Below are 15,441 nucleotides of genomic sequence, written 5' to 3' on the forward strand. Positions count from 1 at the left end.
TTAAAAAGCTATTTCAAGACGCATTCAATCGAGTCGGGCATTGGCGAGCTGCACCATACGGCCCCAGCGCGGACGCTCGTCGGCGATCTTGCGCTTCAGGGCTTCCGGATCGGGAAGCAGCGGATTCGCGCCCGCGGTGCGGACACGCTGCTGGAAGTCCGGCTCGGAGAGGATGGCATGCATGGCGCCGGAAAGCTTCGTCACCGCGGCCTGCGGCATGCCGGCCGAGGCGAGCACGCCCGTCCAGACCGTCGCCTCCAGCTGCGGCATGCCGACCTCGGCCATGGTCGGCACCTCCGGCAGCGTCGGCCAGCGCGTGCCGCCGGTGACGGCCAGCGGCGCGAAGTCGCCCGAGCGGACATAGGCGCTGAGCGAGGCCACGTCGGTGATGGTGAAGCGCAGGTCGCCGCGCAGCATGGCCTGGGCCGTCTCGGCCGCGCCGCGGAAGGGCACGTGCAGGCCGTCCAGCCCGTTCTGCTCCATGAAGAGCGCGCCCAGCAGGTGGGGCGAGGTCGCGATGCCGTTGGAGCCATAGGGGATCGGCTCGCGCTGCGCCTTCGCCCAGGCGATGAACTCCGCCATGTTCCGCGCGGGCACGGCGCGCGAGGGAACGGCGGCGAGGTTGTAATACTCCCAGACCAGCCCGATCGGCGTGAAGTCGCGATCGAGGTCGTAGGGGATCGAGCGATAGACGAAGGGATTGCAGAGCAGCTGCGAGACCGTCGCCACGATCAGCGAATAGCCGGCCGGCTGCGATTTCGCCACGTTGTCGAGGCCGATGATGCCGTTGCTGCCCGAGCGATTCTCGACGGTGAAGGGCTGGCCCAGGCGTTCCTGCAGCTCGCGCGCCAGCAGCCGCGTGAGGATGTCCGAGGCGCCGCCGGGCGGGTTGGGGACCACGAACCGGACCGGGCGGTCAGGATAGTCCTGGGCACGGGCGACGCTCAGCACGGCGGGGGCGGCGAGCAGCCCGCCCAGCAGGGCGCGGCGTGGGGCGATCAGGTCATGGGCCATGGAAATCTCCGCTTGGGGATGGGTGCTGCGCCGGGCGTTCTTCTTGGAAAAATACCTATGTGACGAAGTGAAGCGGCGCAAGTCGAAATTGCGATACGGTCGTCCCCCCGGTTCCGCCTCAGCCGGCCGCGGCGCGAAGCGAGCGCCATTCGAGCAGGGCCGCCGTGACCGCCTCCGGCTGCTCGAGAGTGGAGAGGTGCCCGCAGACCGGGACGACGACGAGGCGCGAGCCCCGGATGCCCGCGGCCATCTCCTCTGCGTGCTCCCTCGGCGCCAGCCTGTCCTCGTCGCCGACCAGCACCAGCGTCGGGCAGGCGATGGCCTGGAGCGTCGGCCGCGAGTCGGGGCGGTTCATGTTGGCGGTCTGCTGGTTAATGTAGCCGGCGGGGCCGACATCCTCCGTCATGCCGCGATGCGTCGCGCGGAGTGCGTCATCCGTCTGGCGCGAGGGATGCACGTTGTTGGCGTAGTGCAGCGGCGGCAGCTCGGCAAAGCGGCCCTCGCGGGCCATCCGGATGCGCTCGGCACGGATCTTCCCGCCGGGGCCGCCCGGCACCTCGGCGCGCGCGCTGGTGGAAAGCAGCGCCAGTCGAGTCACGCGCTCCGGGCAGCGGCGCAGGATCTCGAAGGCGATGAAGCCGCCCATGGAAAGGCCGGCCAGCGCGAAACGGTCCGGCGCCTCGGCGAGGATGAGGTCGGCCAGCCCCGCGATGCTGTCTGCGCCGCGATGATCGGCCACCATCACCGGGCCGAGGCGCCACATCGCCGGGATCTGGTGACGGAACAGCGTCGCCGAGCAGTTGAGGCCGGGGATCAGCAGGGTGGGGATGCTCATGGCAGGCTCAATGGCCGATGTCAGTGGAAGGTGCGGCCACCGTCGACCGCCAGCGCGGTGCCGGTGACGAAGGCGGATTCCGGCGAGCTCATGAACAGCGCGGCTTGCGCGACCTCGAGCGCGGAGCCGTTGCGCTTCAGCGCATACTGGCTGCCGTCGCCGCTGCGCCCTTCGGTGAGCGGCGTCTCGACCATCCCCGGGCAGACGCTGTTCACGCGGATTCGCGGCGCGAGTTCCTTCGCGAGCGAGCGCGTCAGGTTGATGAGCCCGCCCTTAGAGGCGGCATAGGCGTGGTTGGCCGGGCCGGCGGGCTGGAGGCCCTGGCCGGAGGCGATGTTCACGATGGTCGCCCAGGGCGCCTCGCGCAGCCAGGGCAGGGCGGCCTTCACGACCATGTGCGGGCCGATGAGGTTGATGCCGATCACCTCGCGCCAGGCCTCCATGGACACGTCGGCGATCAGCCCCGGCCGCGAGACGCCGGCGGAGTTCACCACGCCGTCGAGCCCGCCCAGCTCCCGCGCCACCTGCGCCACGGCGGCGTTCACCGAGGTCTCGTCCGACACGTCGCAGGGGAGGGGGATGCCGCCGGCCGCGCGCGCGCAGCGCCGCAGAGCCTCTTCCTGGCGGTCCAGCAGCGCGAGCGCGGCGCCCTCGGCCGCGAAGAGCTCGGCGATCTTCCAGCCGATGCCGGAGGCCGCGCCGGTCACGAGGATCCGGCGGCCGGCGAGCCGGCCGGAGGGGGGCTGCGGCCCGAAGCTGGGTGCGGCGGTGCTGGTATCGGCCATGATGTCCTCTCGTCCGGTCTCATCATGATAGTCGAAAAAGCTATCTCGGAAAGTGTTTGGACGGCGGGTCGCGCGCTCCGGCCGCCGGACGGCGAGGGGCCGTCGGGAATTTCGTATATTGAATGCAGAGATAGCTTGCTAAGAGAGCTAGATGATGGAAGCTTCCGTCGCCGGCCGCTCCGGCCCATCCATGGAGACCGCAGACTTGGACCATTCCGTCCCTGCCGAAACCACCATCGTGGCCGAGAGCTACCTGAGGCTCCTGGCCTCGCGCGGCGTGAGGTACCTCTTCGGCAATGGCGGCACGGACTTCGCGCCGATCATCGAGGCCTATGCCCGCGCCGGCGAGGGCGCGCCGGAGCTGCCGGTCCCTGTCATCGTCCCGCACGAGAACGTCGCCGTCGCCATGGCCCATGGCTACCACATGGTAAGCGGCGAGCTGCCGGCCGTGATGGTGCATGTGGGCCTCGGCACGGCCAATTCGCTGAACGGCATCTACAACGCCTGCCGCTCGCAGATCCCCATGCTCTTCACCGCGGGCCGCACGCCCATCCTGGAGGAGGGAATGACCGGCGCGCGCACCAACCTCATCAACTGGGCGCAGGAGATGTTCGACCAGGCCGGCATGCTGCGCGAGCTGGTGAAGTGGGACTACGAGCTGCGCCTGCCGCAGCAGGTCGAGATCGTGGTGGACCGCGCGGTGGCCCTGGCGCAGAGCGAGCCGCGCGGGCCGGTCTACCTGACGCTCCCGCGCGAGGTGCTGGCCATGCCGGCGGCGGGCGCGGAGCCGCTGCCGCGGACGCGCACGCAGCCGGCGGTGCCGCCCCGCGCCGACACCGCCGCGCTGGAGACGCTGGCCGCCTGGATCCGCGAGGCGAAGGCGCCGCTGATCATCACGGCCGAGCTGGGCCGCGACCCGGCCGAGGTGCCGGTCCTCGCCGCGCTGGCGGAGGCGGCCGCCATCCCGGTCGTGCAGAACCGCCCGCGCTACCTCGGCCTGCCCAGCTCGCATCCCATGGCCTGCGGCTTCGACCCCGGCGCCCTGCTGCCCGAGGCGGATCTCGTGATCGTCTCCGATTGCGACGTGCCCTGGATGCCGACGAAGACCTCGCCGAACCCGGCGGCGCGCATCGTCCATCTCGGCACCGACCCGCATTTCGCCCGCTATCCGGTGCGCGGCTTCCATGCGGACCTCGCGATCACCGGCGCCGCCGGCCCCGCGCTCGCCGCGCTGCACGGCCTCCTCGGCAGGCTCGAAGGCCCGGAGATCGACGCGCGCCGCGCGAAGGTGACGGCGCACCACCAGGCGCTGCTCGACCGCGCCGCCAAGGTCCGGGGCGAGGCAGAGGCCAAGTCGCCCATCTCCTTTGCCTGGGCCACCCATTGCATCGACCAGTCGATCGATGCCGACACCATCCTGGTGAACGAATATCCGCTGGTCCTCGACCAGCTGAGCTTCGAGACCCCGGGCAGCTTCTTCTCCTACAGCCCGGCCGGCGGCCTGGGCTGGGCGGTCGGCGCCGCGCTCGGCGCCAAGCTCGCGGCGCCGGAGAAGACGGTGATCGCGACGGTCGGCGATGGCGCCTATATGTTTTCCAACCCGACGCCCGCGCATTTCGTCAGTCGCGCGACCGACCTGCCGATCCTCACCATCGTCTTCAACAACTCGCTCTGGGGCGCCGTGCGCGGGGCGACGCTCAGCGTCTATCCGGACGGGCATGCCTCGCGCGCCAACCGCATGCCGCTCGCCACCCTCGACCCCTCGCCGGATTACGAAAAGCTGGTCGAGGCGAGCGGCGGCTATGGCGAGAAGGTGACCGATCCGGCGGAGGTGCCGGCCGCGCTTCGGCGGGCGCTCCATGCCGTGCGCGTGGAGCGGCGGCAGGCGGTGCTGAATCTGATCGTGCGTTAGCGCCGGGCCGCGTCGAAGGCGGCGTGGCCGGAGGCGTGAGTCAGTCTCGACGAGGGAACAGGGCTGCCGGAGAGCGGCTGGAAACCAGGCACCGGGCGTTTCCACGGCGTCCTTCGCCAATGGAGGTTCGGATGAGAATGTCGCGGCGCGGCCTGCTGGCCGCTGCGCCGGCCATGGGAGCATGGCAGGCGAAGGCCCAGGAGGCCTGGCCCTCGCGGCCGGTGCGCATCGTCGTGCCCTTCGCCCCGGGCGGCGCGATCGACCTCGCCGGCCGCGTCATGGCCGATGCGCTGAGCAAGGCCTTCAACCAGGGCTTCGTCGTGGAGAATCGCGGTGGCGCGGGCGGCATCCCGGCCATGCAGAACGTCACCCGCGCGGCGGCCGACGGCTACACGCTCGCCGTCGCCTCGGGCGGGCCGCTGACGGTCTCGCCGACGCTGTTCCGCAACGCGGGCTTCGATCCCCTGGCCGAGATCGAGCCGGTCATCATCTTCGCCAATACTCCGATCGTGTTGGTCGCGCGCAAGGACCTGCCGGCCGGGAACCTCGCGGAACTGGCGGCGCTGTCCCGAGGCACGGCGGGCGGGCTCAGCATGGCGGGCGCGAGCCCGGGCGGCTCGGTGCCGCAGCTCGCGGCCGAGTTCCTGCAGGAGCGGCTCGGCGTGCGCTGGGTCAGCGTGCCCTATCGCGGCAGCCCGCCCGCGCTCGCCGACCTCACCGCCGGACGAGTGGACGTGATGGTGGACGCGGTGCCGGCGCCCGCGCCGCTGGTGCGGAGTGGGTCGATCAAGGCCTTCGCCGTGACCACCGCGCGCCGCGCGCACCAGCTGCCGGACGTACCGACCATGCAGGAGCTGGGTTATCCGGACTTCGACATCGGCTCCTGGATGGGACTGGCCGTCCGGCGCGGTACCCCGCAGGACATCGTCGCCGCGCTGCACCGCGCGCTGGCCGCCGCGCTCGAGACGCCCGAGGTGCGGCAGCGGCTGGAGAATGCCGGCGCCCTGCCCGAGGGCGGCCCGCCGGAGCGCATGACGCGGCTGATCGAGGCCGATATCCCGCGCTGGGCGCGGATCATCGAGGCGACAGGCCTCAACCGGGAGAGATTGTGATGCGACTGCACCGCCGCGCGCTACTGGCCGCGCCGTTCCTGGCCGAGCCCGTTCTGGCGTCGACCGCCCAGGCGCGCATGCTCGACCGCCCCGCGCGGCTGCTGGTGGGCTTCGCCCCCGGCGGCTCGGCGGACCTGGTCGGCCGGCTTCTCGCCGACCGGCTCCGCGACGTCTATGCGCCCCAGGTGATCGTGGAGAACCGCAGCGGGGCCGGCGGCCGCCTTGCGGTGGAGGTGGCGAAGTCCTCCGCGCCGGACGGCGGGACGGTGCTGCTCTCGCCGGCCGGGCAGTTCACCATCCTGCCGCACCTGTATCCAGGCCGGCTGCGCTACGAGGCGGCGGACTTCCTGCCGGTCACGCCCGTCTGCTTCTTCTCCTACGGCTTCGCCGTCGCGGCGAACCATCCGGCGCAGGATCTGGAGAGCTTTGCGCGCTGGGCGAAGTCGCGCCCGAGCGTGACCTTTGCGAGCCCCGCGGCGGGTTCGGTCGGGCACTTCATCGGGCTGCGGCTCGGCGAGGCGCTGGGGATCGACATGGTCCACGTCCCCTATCGCGGCACCGTGCCGGCGCTGAACGACCTCATGGCCGGGCAGATCGACGCGACGATCAGCGTGGTGGGCGAGGTGGCGGAGCTGCATCGAGCCGGGCGGGTGCGGATGCTGGCCTGCACCGCGGCGCAGCGCTCCCCGGGATTGCCCGCCCTGGCGACCTTCGCCGAGCTCGGCCAGCCGGGGCTGACGGAGGAGCAGTGGTTCGGGCTGTTCCTGCCCGCCGACGCGCCAGATACCGCGGCCCGGGCCCTGTGGGAGGGGGCGGAAGCGGCGCTGCGCTCGCCCGCCGTCGCGCAGGTGCTGGCGTCGCAGGAATATCGGCCCGCCACGGAAGCGTCCGGCGCCTTCCGGGAACGGATCGCGACCGAGTTCCGCCGCTGGGAGCCGATCGTCGCCCGCTCCGGCTTCCGCGCGGAGGATTGAGGCTACCTCGCCGCGCCGGAGGGCAGCCCGCGGCCGAACAGGCCGAGCCTCGTGCGGGTGCCGACGACCCGGCCCTCCTCGACATAGGCCATGGTCACCTCGTTCCGCTCCGGCCGGCCGGGGACCTCCCAGGCGGAGATGCCGCCGACCGGATCGGCGCCGGGCAGGGGCCTCGCGCCGCACTGCATGATCCGCGCGACGTCCATGTCGACCGTCACCTCGCAGGGCTCGACCGCGCAGCCGCCCAGCCCCAACCCGGCCACCAGCAACGCCCATCGTCTCATCGCCATCCCCGCCCGCTCCGCTGCTCCCGCTCCGACGCCTAGGGGGATCCGGCCCCGGGTTCAATCTCCCGGGACGCGCCCGCGCGCGTCCGCCTTCGCGGTCAGGGCCGTCCGCCGGCATTTCAGGCGAAAATCCGCACGGGGTCGCAACCCTGCGCGCGGTCCGCCGTTTGTCGCGCCGGAGGGGTTGATGGAACAGAATCTTTGGGACAGGTCGCGCGCGATCATGTCGATGCTGCGGTCCGAAATCGAGCGTCGCTCGCGCGACGCCGCGGGCGATCGGGGCGCCGTCGCGAGGGCGGTTCTCAATGAGCTGACGCCGCCGGGATGGCGCTACCAGCTCTATCCGCCGACGGGGTCCGACGGGCCGGACTTCATGCTGATCCCGGCGGCCTTCGCCAGTTGATCAGATCGCGTCCGTTCGCCACTCCATGAACTCCGCCTCGGCGCATTCGGCCGGGTCGTCGTTCCGGAAGGCGGGATAGCCGCCGCGGGCGCAGGTCAGGGCGAAGGCGCGCAGCTCGGGATCTGGCATCGGCGGCTCCATCTCCCCGGCGGACAGCTCGACGAGCCGCGTGACGTAGCGCTCGATCCAGGCCTGCGGGGAGAGGGTGCGGGAGATTGCCTCCATATGGGAATCCATGCGGCGTTCCTGTTCTCCGGGCGGCACCTCCACCGCCGTCTCTGGCAAACGCCCGAACCGCATCGGGTTTGCACGAGCTGCCGATTTTTGTGGCAGCATTGCTCCCACCTGCCCAGGAACTCGCACAGTCCGCGGTCTTCCAGATTGGCCCGATCGGCGCCGCTCGGCCCCGGCCCATGCTTTACCCGGCTCGACAAGTCCCGTGTCGGCCCGCATCGTCGGGGCATCCTGGGAGGGACGACATGATTCACGAGCTTCGCATCTACCACTGCATCTCCGGCCGGCTGCCGAACCTGCTGCGCCGCTTCGAAACCATCACCCTCGATCTCTGGAAGAAGCACGGCATCCGGCAGGCGGGCTTCTGGACGGTCGCCATCGGTGATTCGAACCAGGACCTCTACTACCTGCTGGAGTGGGAATCGCTGGCCGAGCGCGAGACGAAGTGGGCCGCCTTCCAGGCCGATCCGGAATGGATCGCCAAGCGTGCCGAGACCGAGAAGGATGGCGCCATCGTGGCGACCATCAGCAACCTGATCCTGCAGCCGACGAGCTTTTCCTCGGTGAAGTGGCGCCGTCCAACGGCTCCGGCACTCGGCCTGCCCCCTTCGTCGCCGGGGCAGCGCAAGGCTGGACGCCGGGCGGCGGAGAGCGTCGTGGGTTGGGCCGCTAAGCCGTCAGGAACTCGGCCAGCACGCCGATCGCCGCCATGAGGTCTGGCGTGTCCATCGCCTCGTGCGGGTTGTGGCTGCCGTTCCGGTTGCGGACGAGCAGCATTCCCGTCGGCACGCCCGCCGCGGCGAAGTTATTGGCATCGTGGCTGCCGGGGCTGTTGAGCCGCGGGGCCTCGATGCCGCAGCGCCGGGCGGCGGCGGAGAAGCCCTTGACGATGGCGGGATCCATCGGGCCGGGCGAGGCGGCGCTGCGCTCGCCCAATACGATTTCGACGTTGCGGCGCGCGGCGACCCTGGCGGCGATCTCGTCGAGCCGCTTCTCCAGCGCGGCGAGGTGCGCTGCGTCATAGGCGCGCAGGTCGAGGCTCAGCTCGAAGCCGCCGGAGACGGCGGTCAGGCTGTGCCGGGCGGCCGTCGTGTGGAAGCGGCCGATGGTGACGGCCATGGGGCGGCCTTCCGCCTCCTCCTCGAGCCAGAGGCGCTCCAGCGCCAGCGAGAGGTCGGCGCCCGCCAGCGCGGCGTCGCGGCGGAAGCGGTGGGGCAGGCCGGTATGCGCGTCCTCGCCCGTGATGCGGATGAAGGGGTGCCGCACATTGCCCGGGTTGGCGAGGCAGACGGCCACGGGCGCATTCGCCTCGACGAGCTGCGGCGCCTGTTCGATATGCACCTCGAGATAGGCGCCGAGGGAGCGCGGGTCGCGCAGCGGCGTGTTTTCGCGCAGGCGTGCGGAATGGCCGCCGCAGCGGTCGATGCTCTGCGCCAGGGTGAGGCCGCTGCGGGCATGCGGCAATTCGAGCGCGCCGGCGGGAAGCCGCGCCAGCAGGCTGCGGCTGCCGATCAGGCCCAGGCCGAACCACACCGCCTCCTCGCAGCGCAGCGCCAGCACCTCGATGTCGCGCTTCGGCGCCAGACCCGCGGCCTGCAACGCGGCAACGGCGCCGATGCCGGCGATCACCCCCGCCGCGCCGTCGAAATTGCCCCCCTGGACCACGCTGTCGAGATGCGAGCCGATCAGCACCGGCGGCGCGTCCCGGCCGGAATCCCAGCGCAGCGAGAGATTGGCCCCGGCGTCGATGGACGGCGTCATCCCCAGGGCGCGCCCCGCCTCGGCGATCAGCGCCTGCGCCTCGTTCTCGCCGCGCCCATAGGCGTCGCGGGTGATGCCGGGCGGATCGGCGCCGATGGTGGCGACCCCGTCCAGCAGGCGCCGCACCAGGGGTGCCTGCGCGGACACCGCATCGGAAAGCTTCAAGCCACGTCTCCCAACTGCCGGCGACATCCTCGCCAAGGCCGGGAGGGATGGACAGGGGGTGGCGCCGAAGATTCGACGCCACCCGGCCGGTCAGCGGACCTCGACGGTCACCAGATCCTGGAACCAGGACTGCGCCGAGACGAAGCCGTGCACGCGCCGGCTCATCGCGCGCGGGTTGGTGTCGTGCACGATGTAGAGCCAGGGCGCCCCGTCCACGAGCCGCTCATGCGCGCGGCGAATGGCCGGCGCGGCCTCCTCCGGCGTGCGCGCCCGCTCCACCTCGGCCATCGCCGTGTCGAAGGCCTCGTCGCGCCAATGCCCGGCATTGCTGCCGCGCGGCGACGAATTGGCGGAGAGGAACCAGCGCGCCATCTGGAACGGATCGGAGGAGACGAGGCTGACATTGGAGGCATCCGCGCCCAGCCAGCCCGGCGCCGTCGGCTCGGCGCGCAGCGTGCCGAGCAGCACCGTCCACTCCACCACTTCGAAGTTGACCTGCACGCCGCAATTCTCGCGCAGGTTCTGCTGGATGGCCTCGTTCATCGGCAGCGGCTGCATCTGCCCCGAGCCGGAGCTGGAGATGCCGACCTTGATGCGCAGCGGGCGCTGGGCGTTGTAGCCCGCCTCGGCCAGCAGCGCCCGGCCCCGCGCGGCGTCCAGCCGGTAGCGGTTCTGCGGGCTGCCGAAGAGCGGGTTGCTCGCATTGTAGAAGCCGACCGCCGGCTCGGCGATGCCGCTGAGCATGCTGACCAGCCCGTCGCGGTCCAGGCAGTAGTTCAGCGCCTGGCGGACGCGGACATCGGCGGTCGGGCTGTCCGGCTTGCCGGCCGCCAGGATCCACGGCCAGACATGCGGGTAGGAGTTCGTGACCACGTTGAAGCCCGCCGAGCGCAGCGGCGCCAGCGCATCCGGCGGCGGCGCCTCGATCCAGTCCACCTGGCCCGAGCGCAGCGCGGCGATGCGCGTGTTGGCATCGGGCACCGGCAGCAGGACCACGCGGTTCAGCCGCGGGCGGCGCGCCGTATCCCAGTAGTTGTCGTTGCGCGTGAGCTCGACCGACTGGCGCGGCACGAAGCGCGTGATGCGGAAGGGGCCCGTGCCCGCCGGCGCGTTGCCGACGCGCGCCCAGTCGCGGCCGGCGGCCTCGAAGGCGCGCGGCGAGGAGAATAGGATATAGGGAACGACATAGGGAAAGTAGCTCAGCGGCCGCTCGCTGCTGATCTCGATCGTCATGTCGTCGATCTTGCGATAGCTCGCGAAGCCGGCCGTGCGCGGCCGCGTGAAGGCGGAGCCCTGCGGGTCGTAGTTCGGCGCATCCTGCCGGTAGAAGCGGTCAAGCCCCCAGATCGCGGCGTCGGCGTTCCAGGGCGTGCCGTCATGGAAGGTGACGCCGGCGCGCAGCTTGAAGCGCCACTTGGTCGGGTCCGCCGCATCCTGCTCCCAGGATTCCGCGAGGCCGGGCCGCACCCCGGCCAGCGCGTCGCTGCGCGAGAGATCCCAGAGCACGAGGGATTCGAAGATCGGATAGCCCAACCAGCGCAGGCCTTCATAGCCGTTGTTGGGCGCGCCGTTGGTCGTCGGCACGTCGGCCGCCGTCATGGCGATGCGCAGCGTCCCGGCCTCCTGGGCCTGGGCCGAGGCGCCGATGCCCGCGGTCAGCAGCAGCGCCGCCGCGAGCCGTTGAATCCTGATCCTCATGTAGCTTCCCCTTCCTAAACGCGGTCGCGCAGCAGCGGCGCCGTGGAGCAGTGCAGCCCGCCGCCGCCGGCCCAGACCTTCCGGTAGTCGAGCCGCCGCACCCGGATGCCGAGCCGCTCCACCGCCTCGCAGGTGGCATCTGTGATGCCGGCCGACATGATCACGCGATCGGGGGCGATGGCCAGGCAATTCCCCGCATCGGTCGGATCGTCGGCTTGCAGCTCGACCAGGCGGATGCCGAGCGCGCGAACCTCCTCGATGAAGCTGAAGGGCAGCAGGTTCTGGTTGATGATGGCGGCGTCCCGGCCGCACATCACGATTCCGCCATCGAGATGCAGCCGGTAGCCCGGGCACTGCACCCGAATGAGGCGAACGCCCATCGGGCGCAGCACCTCCTCGATCTGCGTGGCCGCCTGCGCGTTGCCCCGGCAGGAGAGGCCGATCGCGGCGGTCGTCGCGTTCAGCCAGACGAAGCTGCCCCCCTCCATCACCGCGTCGGCGTGCAACGTGCGCAGGATGGGCATGCCGAGGCGGGCGAGGGCGCGCGTGATCTCCAGCTCCTCGCCGCGGCGCACGCGCGGCCCCAGCCGGCAGACGATGGCGCCGCCCGGCACGGCGATCATGGCGTCGCGCGTGTAGATGGACTTCATGAGGTGCGGGCGCACCCCGTCCAGATAGGCGATCTCGACGCCCTCCTCGCGCAGGGCATCCGCGAAGTGGTCGTGCTGCTCCTGCATAGCGGCGAGATCGGGCGGCGCCTGGCCCATCCAGTACCAGCCGGTATCGGGGTCGCCGAAGCCACCGATGTCCAGCGGCCTGGAGGTGTCCACCGTGGCCATCTCGGCGCCCGGCCGATGCATCAGCACCTTGCGCAGGGTGCCCCAGTCGCTGTTGCAGCCCCACTCGCCGCCCCAGACCGAAAGCTGCTCGCCCGGATCCTCGAAGACCGGCAGCGGCTCCATGGGGAAGCGCTGCATCATCGTCGCGAGCTTGAACTCGCCGGGGGACATCACGGCCATGACCGCACCTCGCATTCGCCGGGCCGTAGTCAAGCCGATCCCGATCGACCTGTCGACAGGTTTCCTTTGACGAACGCGGCCCGGATGGAGGATGAGGGGGCATGGATGCCCTCCCGCCCAACCTTGCCGATCGCGCCGAGACGGAGATGCGCGCGCTGATCCTCGGCGGCGCGCTGAAGCCGGGCGAGCGCATCTTCGAGGCCGCCACGGCCAAGCGCATGGGCATCAGCCGCGCGCCCCTGCGCGAGGCGCTGCGGCGGCTGGAGGCGCAGGGGCTGGTGACGGCCGTGCCGGGGCAGGGGGTCTTCGTCCGCGCGTATACCCCCGAGGATGTGTGGCAGGTGGCCGAGCTGCGGCGCTGCCTGCAGCAATTCGCGGTGAGTGCGCTGGTCGCGCTGCCCGACGTCGCGCTGCCGGATCTGGCGGAGCGTCTCGCCGCGCTCGAGGCGCAATATGCCCGGGCCTTCGAGAATCGGAGCCCCGGCGCGCTGATCGAGGCGAATCTGGCCTTCCATGTCGGCCTTGTCCGGCTGGCCGGAAATGCGCGGCTGGCCGCCGCCTTCGAGCCGCTGGCGGCCGAGCTGCGGCTGATCCACAGCCTCAGCCAGTCGGAGCAGGATCCCGCCTTCCTGAATCCGCGGACCTATTCGCCGCTGATCGGCCGGATCGTCGCGCGCGACGGCGCCGGCGCGGAGGCGGAGATCGCCCGGCTCATCCGCGGCTTCGCCTCCAAGGCCGCGATCGCGGCGGGCGAGTCGAACGGCGGCAGCTCCTCGCCGCGGAGAAAGGCCTCCAGCGAGCGGAGCTGAGCGCCGGCTTCCGCGCGGAACAGGTCCCGCCCGATCCCCCGCGCGAGGTGCGGCACGCCGCAGCGGAGGCCGGCGATGGCCGAGCCGGTGAGGCCCATGCTCGGCAGGGCGGCGTAGTTGAAGAGCCGGATGCGCGAGAGGCCGGGCAGGGCCCCCGGCTCGCGCTCCAGCAGCTCGAAATCCTCGCCGAGATAGGGCTGGGCCGCGAGCGAAGGCTCCTCCTCGCCGGGCGGCGCGCGGTCTCGCCAGAGAAGGGTGGCGGGCGCGATGGCGGCCAGCTCGGGGCGGAGCGGCAGCCCCCATTGGACCCCGGTCCCCAGGATGAGGAAGTCCGCCGCCAGCGCTTCGCCCGAGGTGAGTTCTGCTTGGATCTCCCCGTTCCAGCGCCATCGGGTGACGCCTCGTCCGGCCAGGACGGAAACGGTGTCCGAGGCTGCGACGGCCTCCAGCGTGGCCTCGGTCGGCGGCTGGCCGAACCGGTGGAAATGCCGGGCGAAGCGCCAGCGGGTCGCGTCGTCCAGCGAGCGGAAGAAGTGGAGAAAGCCGTCCTGCTCCATCCAGATGAAGGGATTGGCGCGCCGCAGCTCCGGGCGCCGGGCCAGCAGCCGGACGGAGACGGCGCCGGCGGCCTCGGCCGCGAGCGCGGCGTCGAAGGCGGAGGCGCCGGCGCCGAGGACCAGCACGCGCCTCCCGGCGAGCGCGGCGGGGTCGATCGGCTCGGCCGTGTCGGCATAGGCGGAACGGGGCAGGGCCGCCGCGACCTCGGGCGGGACGTGCCAGGCGCCGGCGCCATCCATGCCGTTGGCCAGCACGACGTGGCGCGCGCGGAACGGGCCCTGTCCGGTCTCGACCGTCACCCCTTCGGCATCCGGGCGCAGGCTCGTGACCTCGACGCCGTTCTGAACGCGCGCGCCGGTCATGCGGCGGTACCAGTCGAGATAGGCGGCCCAGTCCGGCGTGGGGATCCGCGTGGCGGACGCGAAGGCGGCGGCCCCATGGACGGCCTCGAACCAGGCGCGCGGCGTGAGGCTCGGGATTCCGAGGTCCGGGCCGGTCAGGTGCTTGTAGGTCCGCAGCGTCGGCATGCGCGCGAAGCTGCGCCACGGTCCCTCCAGGCCGGGTAGCGACCTGTCGACAATTAGGATATTGGCGATGCCGAGCCGGCGAAGCGCGAAGGCGATGGACAGCCCCCCCTGACCGGCGCCGACAATCAGGACGTCCAGCACATCATCCTCGGCCGGGCGCCATGGCCGGGACTGCGGATCGAGCAGCGTCAGCTCCTCCCGCACTCTTCGTTCCAGGGCTGCCAGTGGTCCGCTCGTCATGTCCTCGAGTATCGAGGCAATGCCCTGTCCCTGTCGACCGAATAGCATCTGGCCGGGCGGCCGCCGGAGGCCGCACCTTGCCGCCCGGATGCTGCACCGCCACACTGGTGGCTCAGCCTTCCGGGAAGACGCCCATGGACATCAACACCCCCGCCGCATTGTCGCCCGCCGCCTTGTCGAAGGAAGACGCGCTCGCCCTGCGCTACGGCGCCGACGCGATCCCCGCCGCCGGCCCCTGGAACGAGCACATCGCGCTGCTGCTCTCGCACCGTTCGGTGCGCGGCTACCGGCCCGACGCGCTGCCCGAGGGCACGCTGGAGACGCTGATCGCCGCGGCGCAATCGGCCGCCACCAGTTCCAATATGCAGACCTGGTCCGTCGTCTCGGTCAGCGATCCGGCGGTGAAGGCCGAATGCGCGCGCATCGCCGGCGGCCAGAAGCACATCGAGCAATGCCCGCTTTTCCTGGTCTTCCTCGCCGACCTCTCGCGCAACGAGCGGCTGGCCAGGGCCAACGGCGCCGAGCTCGAGGTGCTGCCCTATATCGAGACCTTCATGATCGGGGCGATCGACGCCGCCATGGCGGCCCAGAACGCCGTGGTGGCGGCGGAGGCGATCGGGCTTTCCACTGTCTATATCGGCGCGATGCGCAACGATCCGGCGCGCGTCGGCGAGCTGCTGGGCCTGCCGCAGGGCGTGGTCGGGGTCTTCGGTCTGTGCGTGGGCTATCCGGCGCCAGGCGTTACCAACGAGGTGAAGCCACGCCTCCCACAGGCTGCGATCCTGCACCACGGCACCTACGATCACGCGGAAGAGCCGGCGCATGTCGCCGCCTACGACGCGAAGCTTTCTGCCTTCTCCGGCCGCTTCGAGATGGCGCAGACCACCTGGAGCGGCCGCGTGCTGAACCGCATGGGCAAGCTCAGGGGCCTCGCCGGCCGCGAGAAGCTGAGCGGCGTGCTCAAGGCCATGGGCTTCCCGCTCCGGTAAGGCGCGGCGGGACGTGCCGGCAATGGGCCGTCCCGTCCCGGTCATCCCCGGCGCCTGCGCCTGTTCACGCGCCGCCGACGATGTGTTTTGAGGCCGGGGGGAGGCGCTCGCCGCGGCTT

General features: G+C 71.5%; 15 protein-coding genes and 1 pseudogene. 7 read left to right on the forward strand and 9 right to left on the reverse strand.

The features are described from left to right. Positions 1-24: 24 nt before the first annotated feature. The 3 genes from EJV46_RS01735 to EJV46_RS01745 form a co-directional block, all read right to left on the reverse strand. Positions 25-1,014, reverse strand: a complete 990-nt coding sequence (locus EJV46_RS01735; RefSeq protein ID WP_131546860.1) for a tripartite tricarboxylate transporter substrate binding protein — start codon at positions 1,012-1,014, stop codon at positions 25-27. Between the two features lie 118 nt (positions 1,015-1,132). After that, positions 1,133-1,849 (reverse strand): alpha/beta fold hydrolase, encoded by a 717-nt coding sequence (locus tag EJV46_RS01740; RefSeq protein WP_131546861.1) that lies wholly within the window; start codon positions 1,847-1,849, stop codon positions 1,133-1,135. Positions 1,850-1,869: 20 nt separating this feature from the next. Further along, positions 1,870-2,634: an SDR family NAD(P)-dependent oxidoreductase gene (locus EJV46_RS01745; RefSeq protein WP_131546862.1), complete on the reverse strand. Its 765-nt coding sequence runs from the start codon at positions 2,632-2,634 to the stop codon at positions 1,870-1,872. A 205-nt stretch (positions 2,635-2,839) separates the two neighbouring features. Here EJV46_RS01745 and EJV46_RS01750 point away from each other — a divergent pair, with 205 nt between their 5' ends. From EJV46_RS01750 to EJV46_RS01760, 3 genes are all read left to right on the forward strand, one after another. Then, positions 2,840-4,546, forward strand: a complete 1,707-nt coding sequence (locus EJV46_RS01750) for a thiamine pyrophosphate-requiring protein (RefSeq protein WP_165585277.1) — start codon at positions 2,840-2,842, stop codon at positions 4,544-4,546. Between the two features lie 137 nt (positions 4,547-4,683). Then, on the forward strand, positions 4,684-5,658 hold the full coding sequence (locus EJV46_RS01755) for a tripartite tricarboxylate transporter substrate binding protein (RefSeq protein WP_165585278.1): 975 nt from the start codon (positions 4,684-4,686) through the stop codon (positions 5,656-5,658). Further along, a complete protein-coding gene (locus EJV46_RS01760; RefSeq protein ID WP_131546865.1) occupies positions 5,658-6,632 on the forward strand; it encodes a tripartite tricarboxylate transporter substrate binding protein in 975 nt (324 codons plus the stop codon). Before EJV46_RS01755 ends, EJV46_RS01760 begins: the two co-directional genes overlap by 1 nt. A gap of 2 nt (positions 6,633-6,634) precedes the next feature. Here the strand turns inward: EJV46_RS01760 and EJV46_RS01765 are convergent, their stop codons facing one another. After that, entirely contained in the window at positions 6,635-6,922 is a 288-nt protein-coding gene (locus tag EJV46_RS01765; RefSeq protein WP_131546866.1) for a hypothetical protein, read from the reverse strand. 184 nt (positions 6,923-7,106) lie between these two features. Between EJV46_RS01765 and EJV46_RS01770 the strand changes: the two genes are divergently transcribed. Then, positions 7,107-7,322, forward strand: coding sequence for a hypothetical protein (locus EJV46_RS01770; RefSeq protein WP_131546867.1), 216 nt, complete (start codon positions 7,107-7,109; stop codon positions 7,320-7,322). On the opposite strand, the gene EJV46_RS01775 is transcribed toward EJV46_RS01770, so the two are convergent. Next, complete coding sequence (locus EJV46_RS01775; RefSeq protein WP_131546868.1) at positions 7,323-7,559, reverse strand: hypothetical protein; 237 nt, start codon at positions 7,557-7,559, stop codon at positions 7,323-7,325. Positions 7,560-7,801: 242 nt separating this feature from the next. Between EJV46_RS01775 and EJV46_RS01780 the strand changes: the two genes are divergently transcribed. Beyond that, positions 7,802-8,269: an NIPSNAP family protein gene (locus EJV46_RS01780; RefSeq protein WP_131546869.1), complete on the forward strand. Its 468-nt coding sequence runs from the start codon at positions 7,802-7,804 to the stop codon at positions 8,267-8,269. On the opposite strand, the gene EJV46_RS01785 is transcribed toward EJV46_RS01780, so the two are convergent. From EJV46_RS01785 to EJV46_RS01795, 3 genes are all read right to left on the reverse strand, one after another. Further along, positions 8,226-9,482: a hydantoinase/carbamoylase family amidase gene (locus tag EJV46_RS01785; protein WP_165585279.1), complete on the reverse strand. Its 1,257-nt coding sequence runs from the start codon at positions 9,480-9,482 to the stop codon at positions 8,226-8,228. The two genes, EJV46_RS01780 and EJV46_RS01785, sit on opposite strands and share 44 nt — an antisense overlap. Before the next feature lie 90 nt (positions 9,483-9,572). Next, positions 9,573-11,180, reverse strand: a complete 1,608-nt coding sequence (locus EJV46_RS01790) for an ABC transporter substrate-binding protein (protein ID WP_131546871.1) — start codon at positions 11,178-11,180, stop codon at positions 9,573-9,575. 14 nt (positions 11,181-11,194) lie between these two features. Then, positions 11,195-12,199 carry a dimethylarginine dimethylaminohydrolase family protein gene (locus tag EJV46_RS01795; protein WP_131546872.1) on the reverse strand — a complete coding sequence of 335 codons (1,005 nt, stop codon included), beginning with the start codon at positions 12,197-12,199 and terminating at the stop codon, positions 11,195-11,197. 101 nt (positions 12,200-12,300) lie between these two features. Here EJV46_RS01795 and EJV46_RS01800 point away from each other — a divergent pair, with 101 nt between their 5' ends. Beyond that, positions 12,301-13,008: a GntR family transcriptional regulator gene (locus EJV46_RS01800; RefSeq protein ID WP_131546873.1), complete on the forward strand. Its 708-nt coding sequence runs from the start codon at positions 12,301-12,303 to the stop codon at positions 13,006-13,008. Between the two features lie 578 nt (positions 13,009-13,586). Here the strand turns inward: EJV46_RS01800 and EJV46_RS23135 are convergent. Further along, positions 13,587-14,381: pseudogene (locus EJV46_RS23135) on the reverse strand (NAD(P)-binding domain-containing protein); the annotation flags it as partial. Positions 14,382-14,467: 86 nt separating this feature from the next. Here EJV46_RS23135 and EJV46_RS01810 point away from each other — a divergent pair. Further along, positions 14,468-15,322, forward strand: a complete 855-nt coding sequence (locus tag EJV46_RS01810) for an NADPH-dependent oxidoreductase (RefSeq protein WP_131546875.1) — start codon at positions 14,468-14,470, stop codon at positions 15,320-15,322. Positions 15,323-15,441: the final 119 nt, after the last annotated feature.

Source organism: Roseococcus sp. SYP-B2431, from assembly GCF_004336745.1.
Classification (GTDB): domain Bacteria; phylum Pseudomonadota; class Alphaproteobacteria; order Acetobacterales; family Acetobacteraceae; genus Roseococcus.

What these genes read in the sequence shown, in the direction of transcription:
- EJV46_RS01745 (WP_131546862.1), bottom strand. Translation starts at nt 2,634, where the DNA reads ATGGCCGATACCAGCACCGCCGCACCCAGCTTCGGGCCGCAGCCCCCC.
- EJV46_RS01740 (WP_131546861.1), bottom strand. Translation starts at nt 1,849, where the DNA reads ATGAGCATCCCCACCCTGCTGATCCCCGGCCTCAACTGCTCGGCGACG.
- EJV46_RS01775 (WP_131546868.1), bottom strand. Translation starts at nt 7,559, where the DNA reads ATGGATTCCCATATGGAGGCAATCTCCCGCACCCTCTCCCCGCAGGCC.
- EJV46_RS01790 (WP_131546871.1), bottom strand. Translation starts at nt 11,180, where the DNA reads ATGAGGATCAGGATTCAACGGCTCGCGGCGGCGCTGCTGCTGACCGCG.
- EJV46_RS01770 (WP_131546867.1), top strand. Translation starts at nt 7,107, where the DNA reads ATGGAACAGAATCTTTGGGACAGGTCGCGCGCGATCATGTCGATGCTG.
- EJV46_RS01800 (WP_131546873.1), top strand. Translation starts at nt 12,301, where the DNA reads ATGGATGCCCTCCCGCCCAACCTTGCCGATCGCGCCGAGACGGAGATG.
- EJV46_RS01765 (WP_131546866.1), bottom strand. Translation starts at nt 6,922, where the DNA reads ATGGCGATGAGACGATGGGCGTTGCTGGTGGCCGGGTTGGGGCTGGGC.
- EJV46_RS01760 (WP_131546865.1), top strand. Translation starts at nt 5,658, where the DNA reads ATGCGACTGCACCGCCGCGCGCTACTGGCCGCGCCGTTCCTGGCCGAG.
- EJV46_RS01735 (WP_131546860.1), bottom strand. Translation starts at nt 1,014, where the DNA reads ATGGCCCATGACCTGATCGCCCCACGCCGCGCCCTGCTGGGCGGGCTG.
- EJV46_RS01810 (WP_131546875.1), top strand. Translation starts at nt 14,468, where the DNA reads ATGGACATCAACACCCCCGCCGCATTGTCGCCCGCCGCCTTGTCGAAG.
- EJV46_RS01755 (WP_165585278.1), top strand. Translation starts at nt 4,684, where the DNA reads ATGTCGCGGCGCGGCCTGCTGGCCGCTGCGCCGGCCATGGGAGCATGG.
- EJV46_RS01780 (WP_131546869.1), top strand. Translation starts at nt 7,802, where the DNA reads ATGATTCACGAGCTTCGCATCTACCACTGCATCTCCGGCCGGCTGCCG.
- EJV46_RS01795 (WP_131546872.1), bottom strand. Translation starts at nt 12,199, where the DNA reads ATGGCCGTGATGTCCCCCGGCGAGTTCAAGCTCGCGACGATGATGCAG.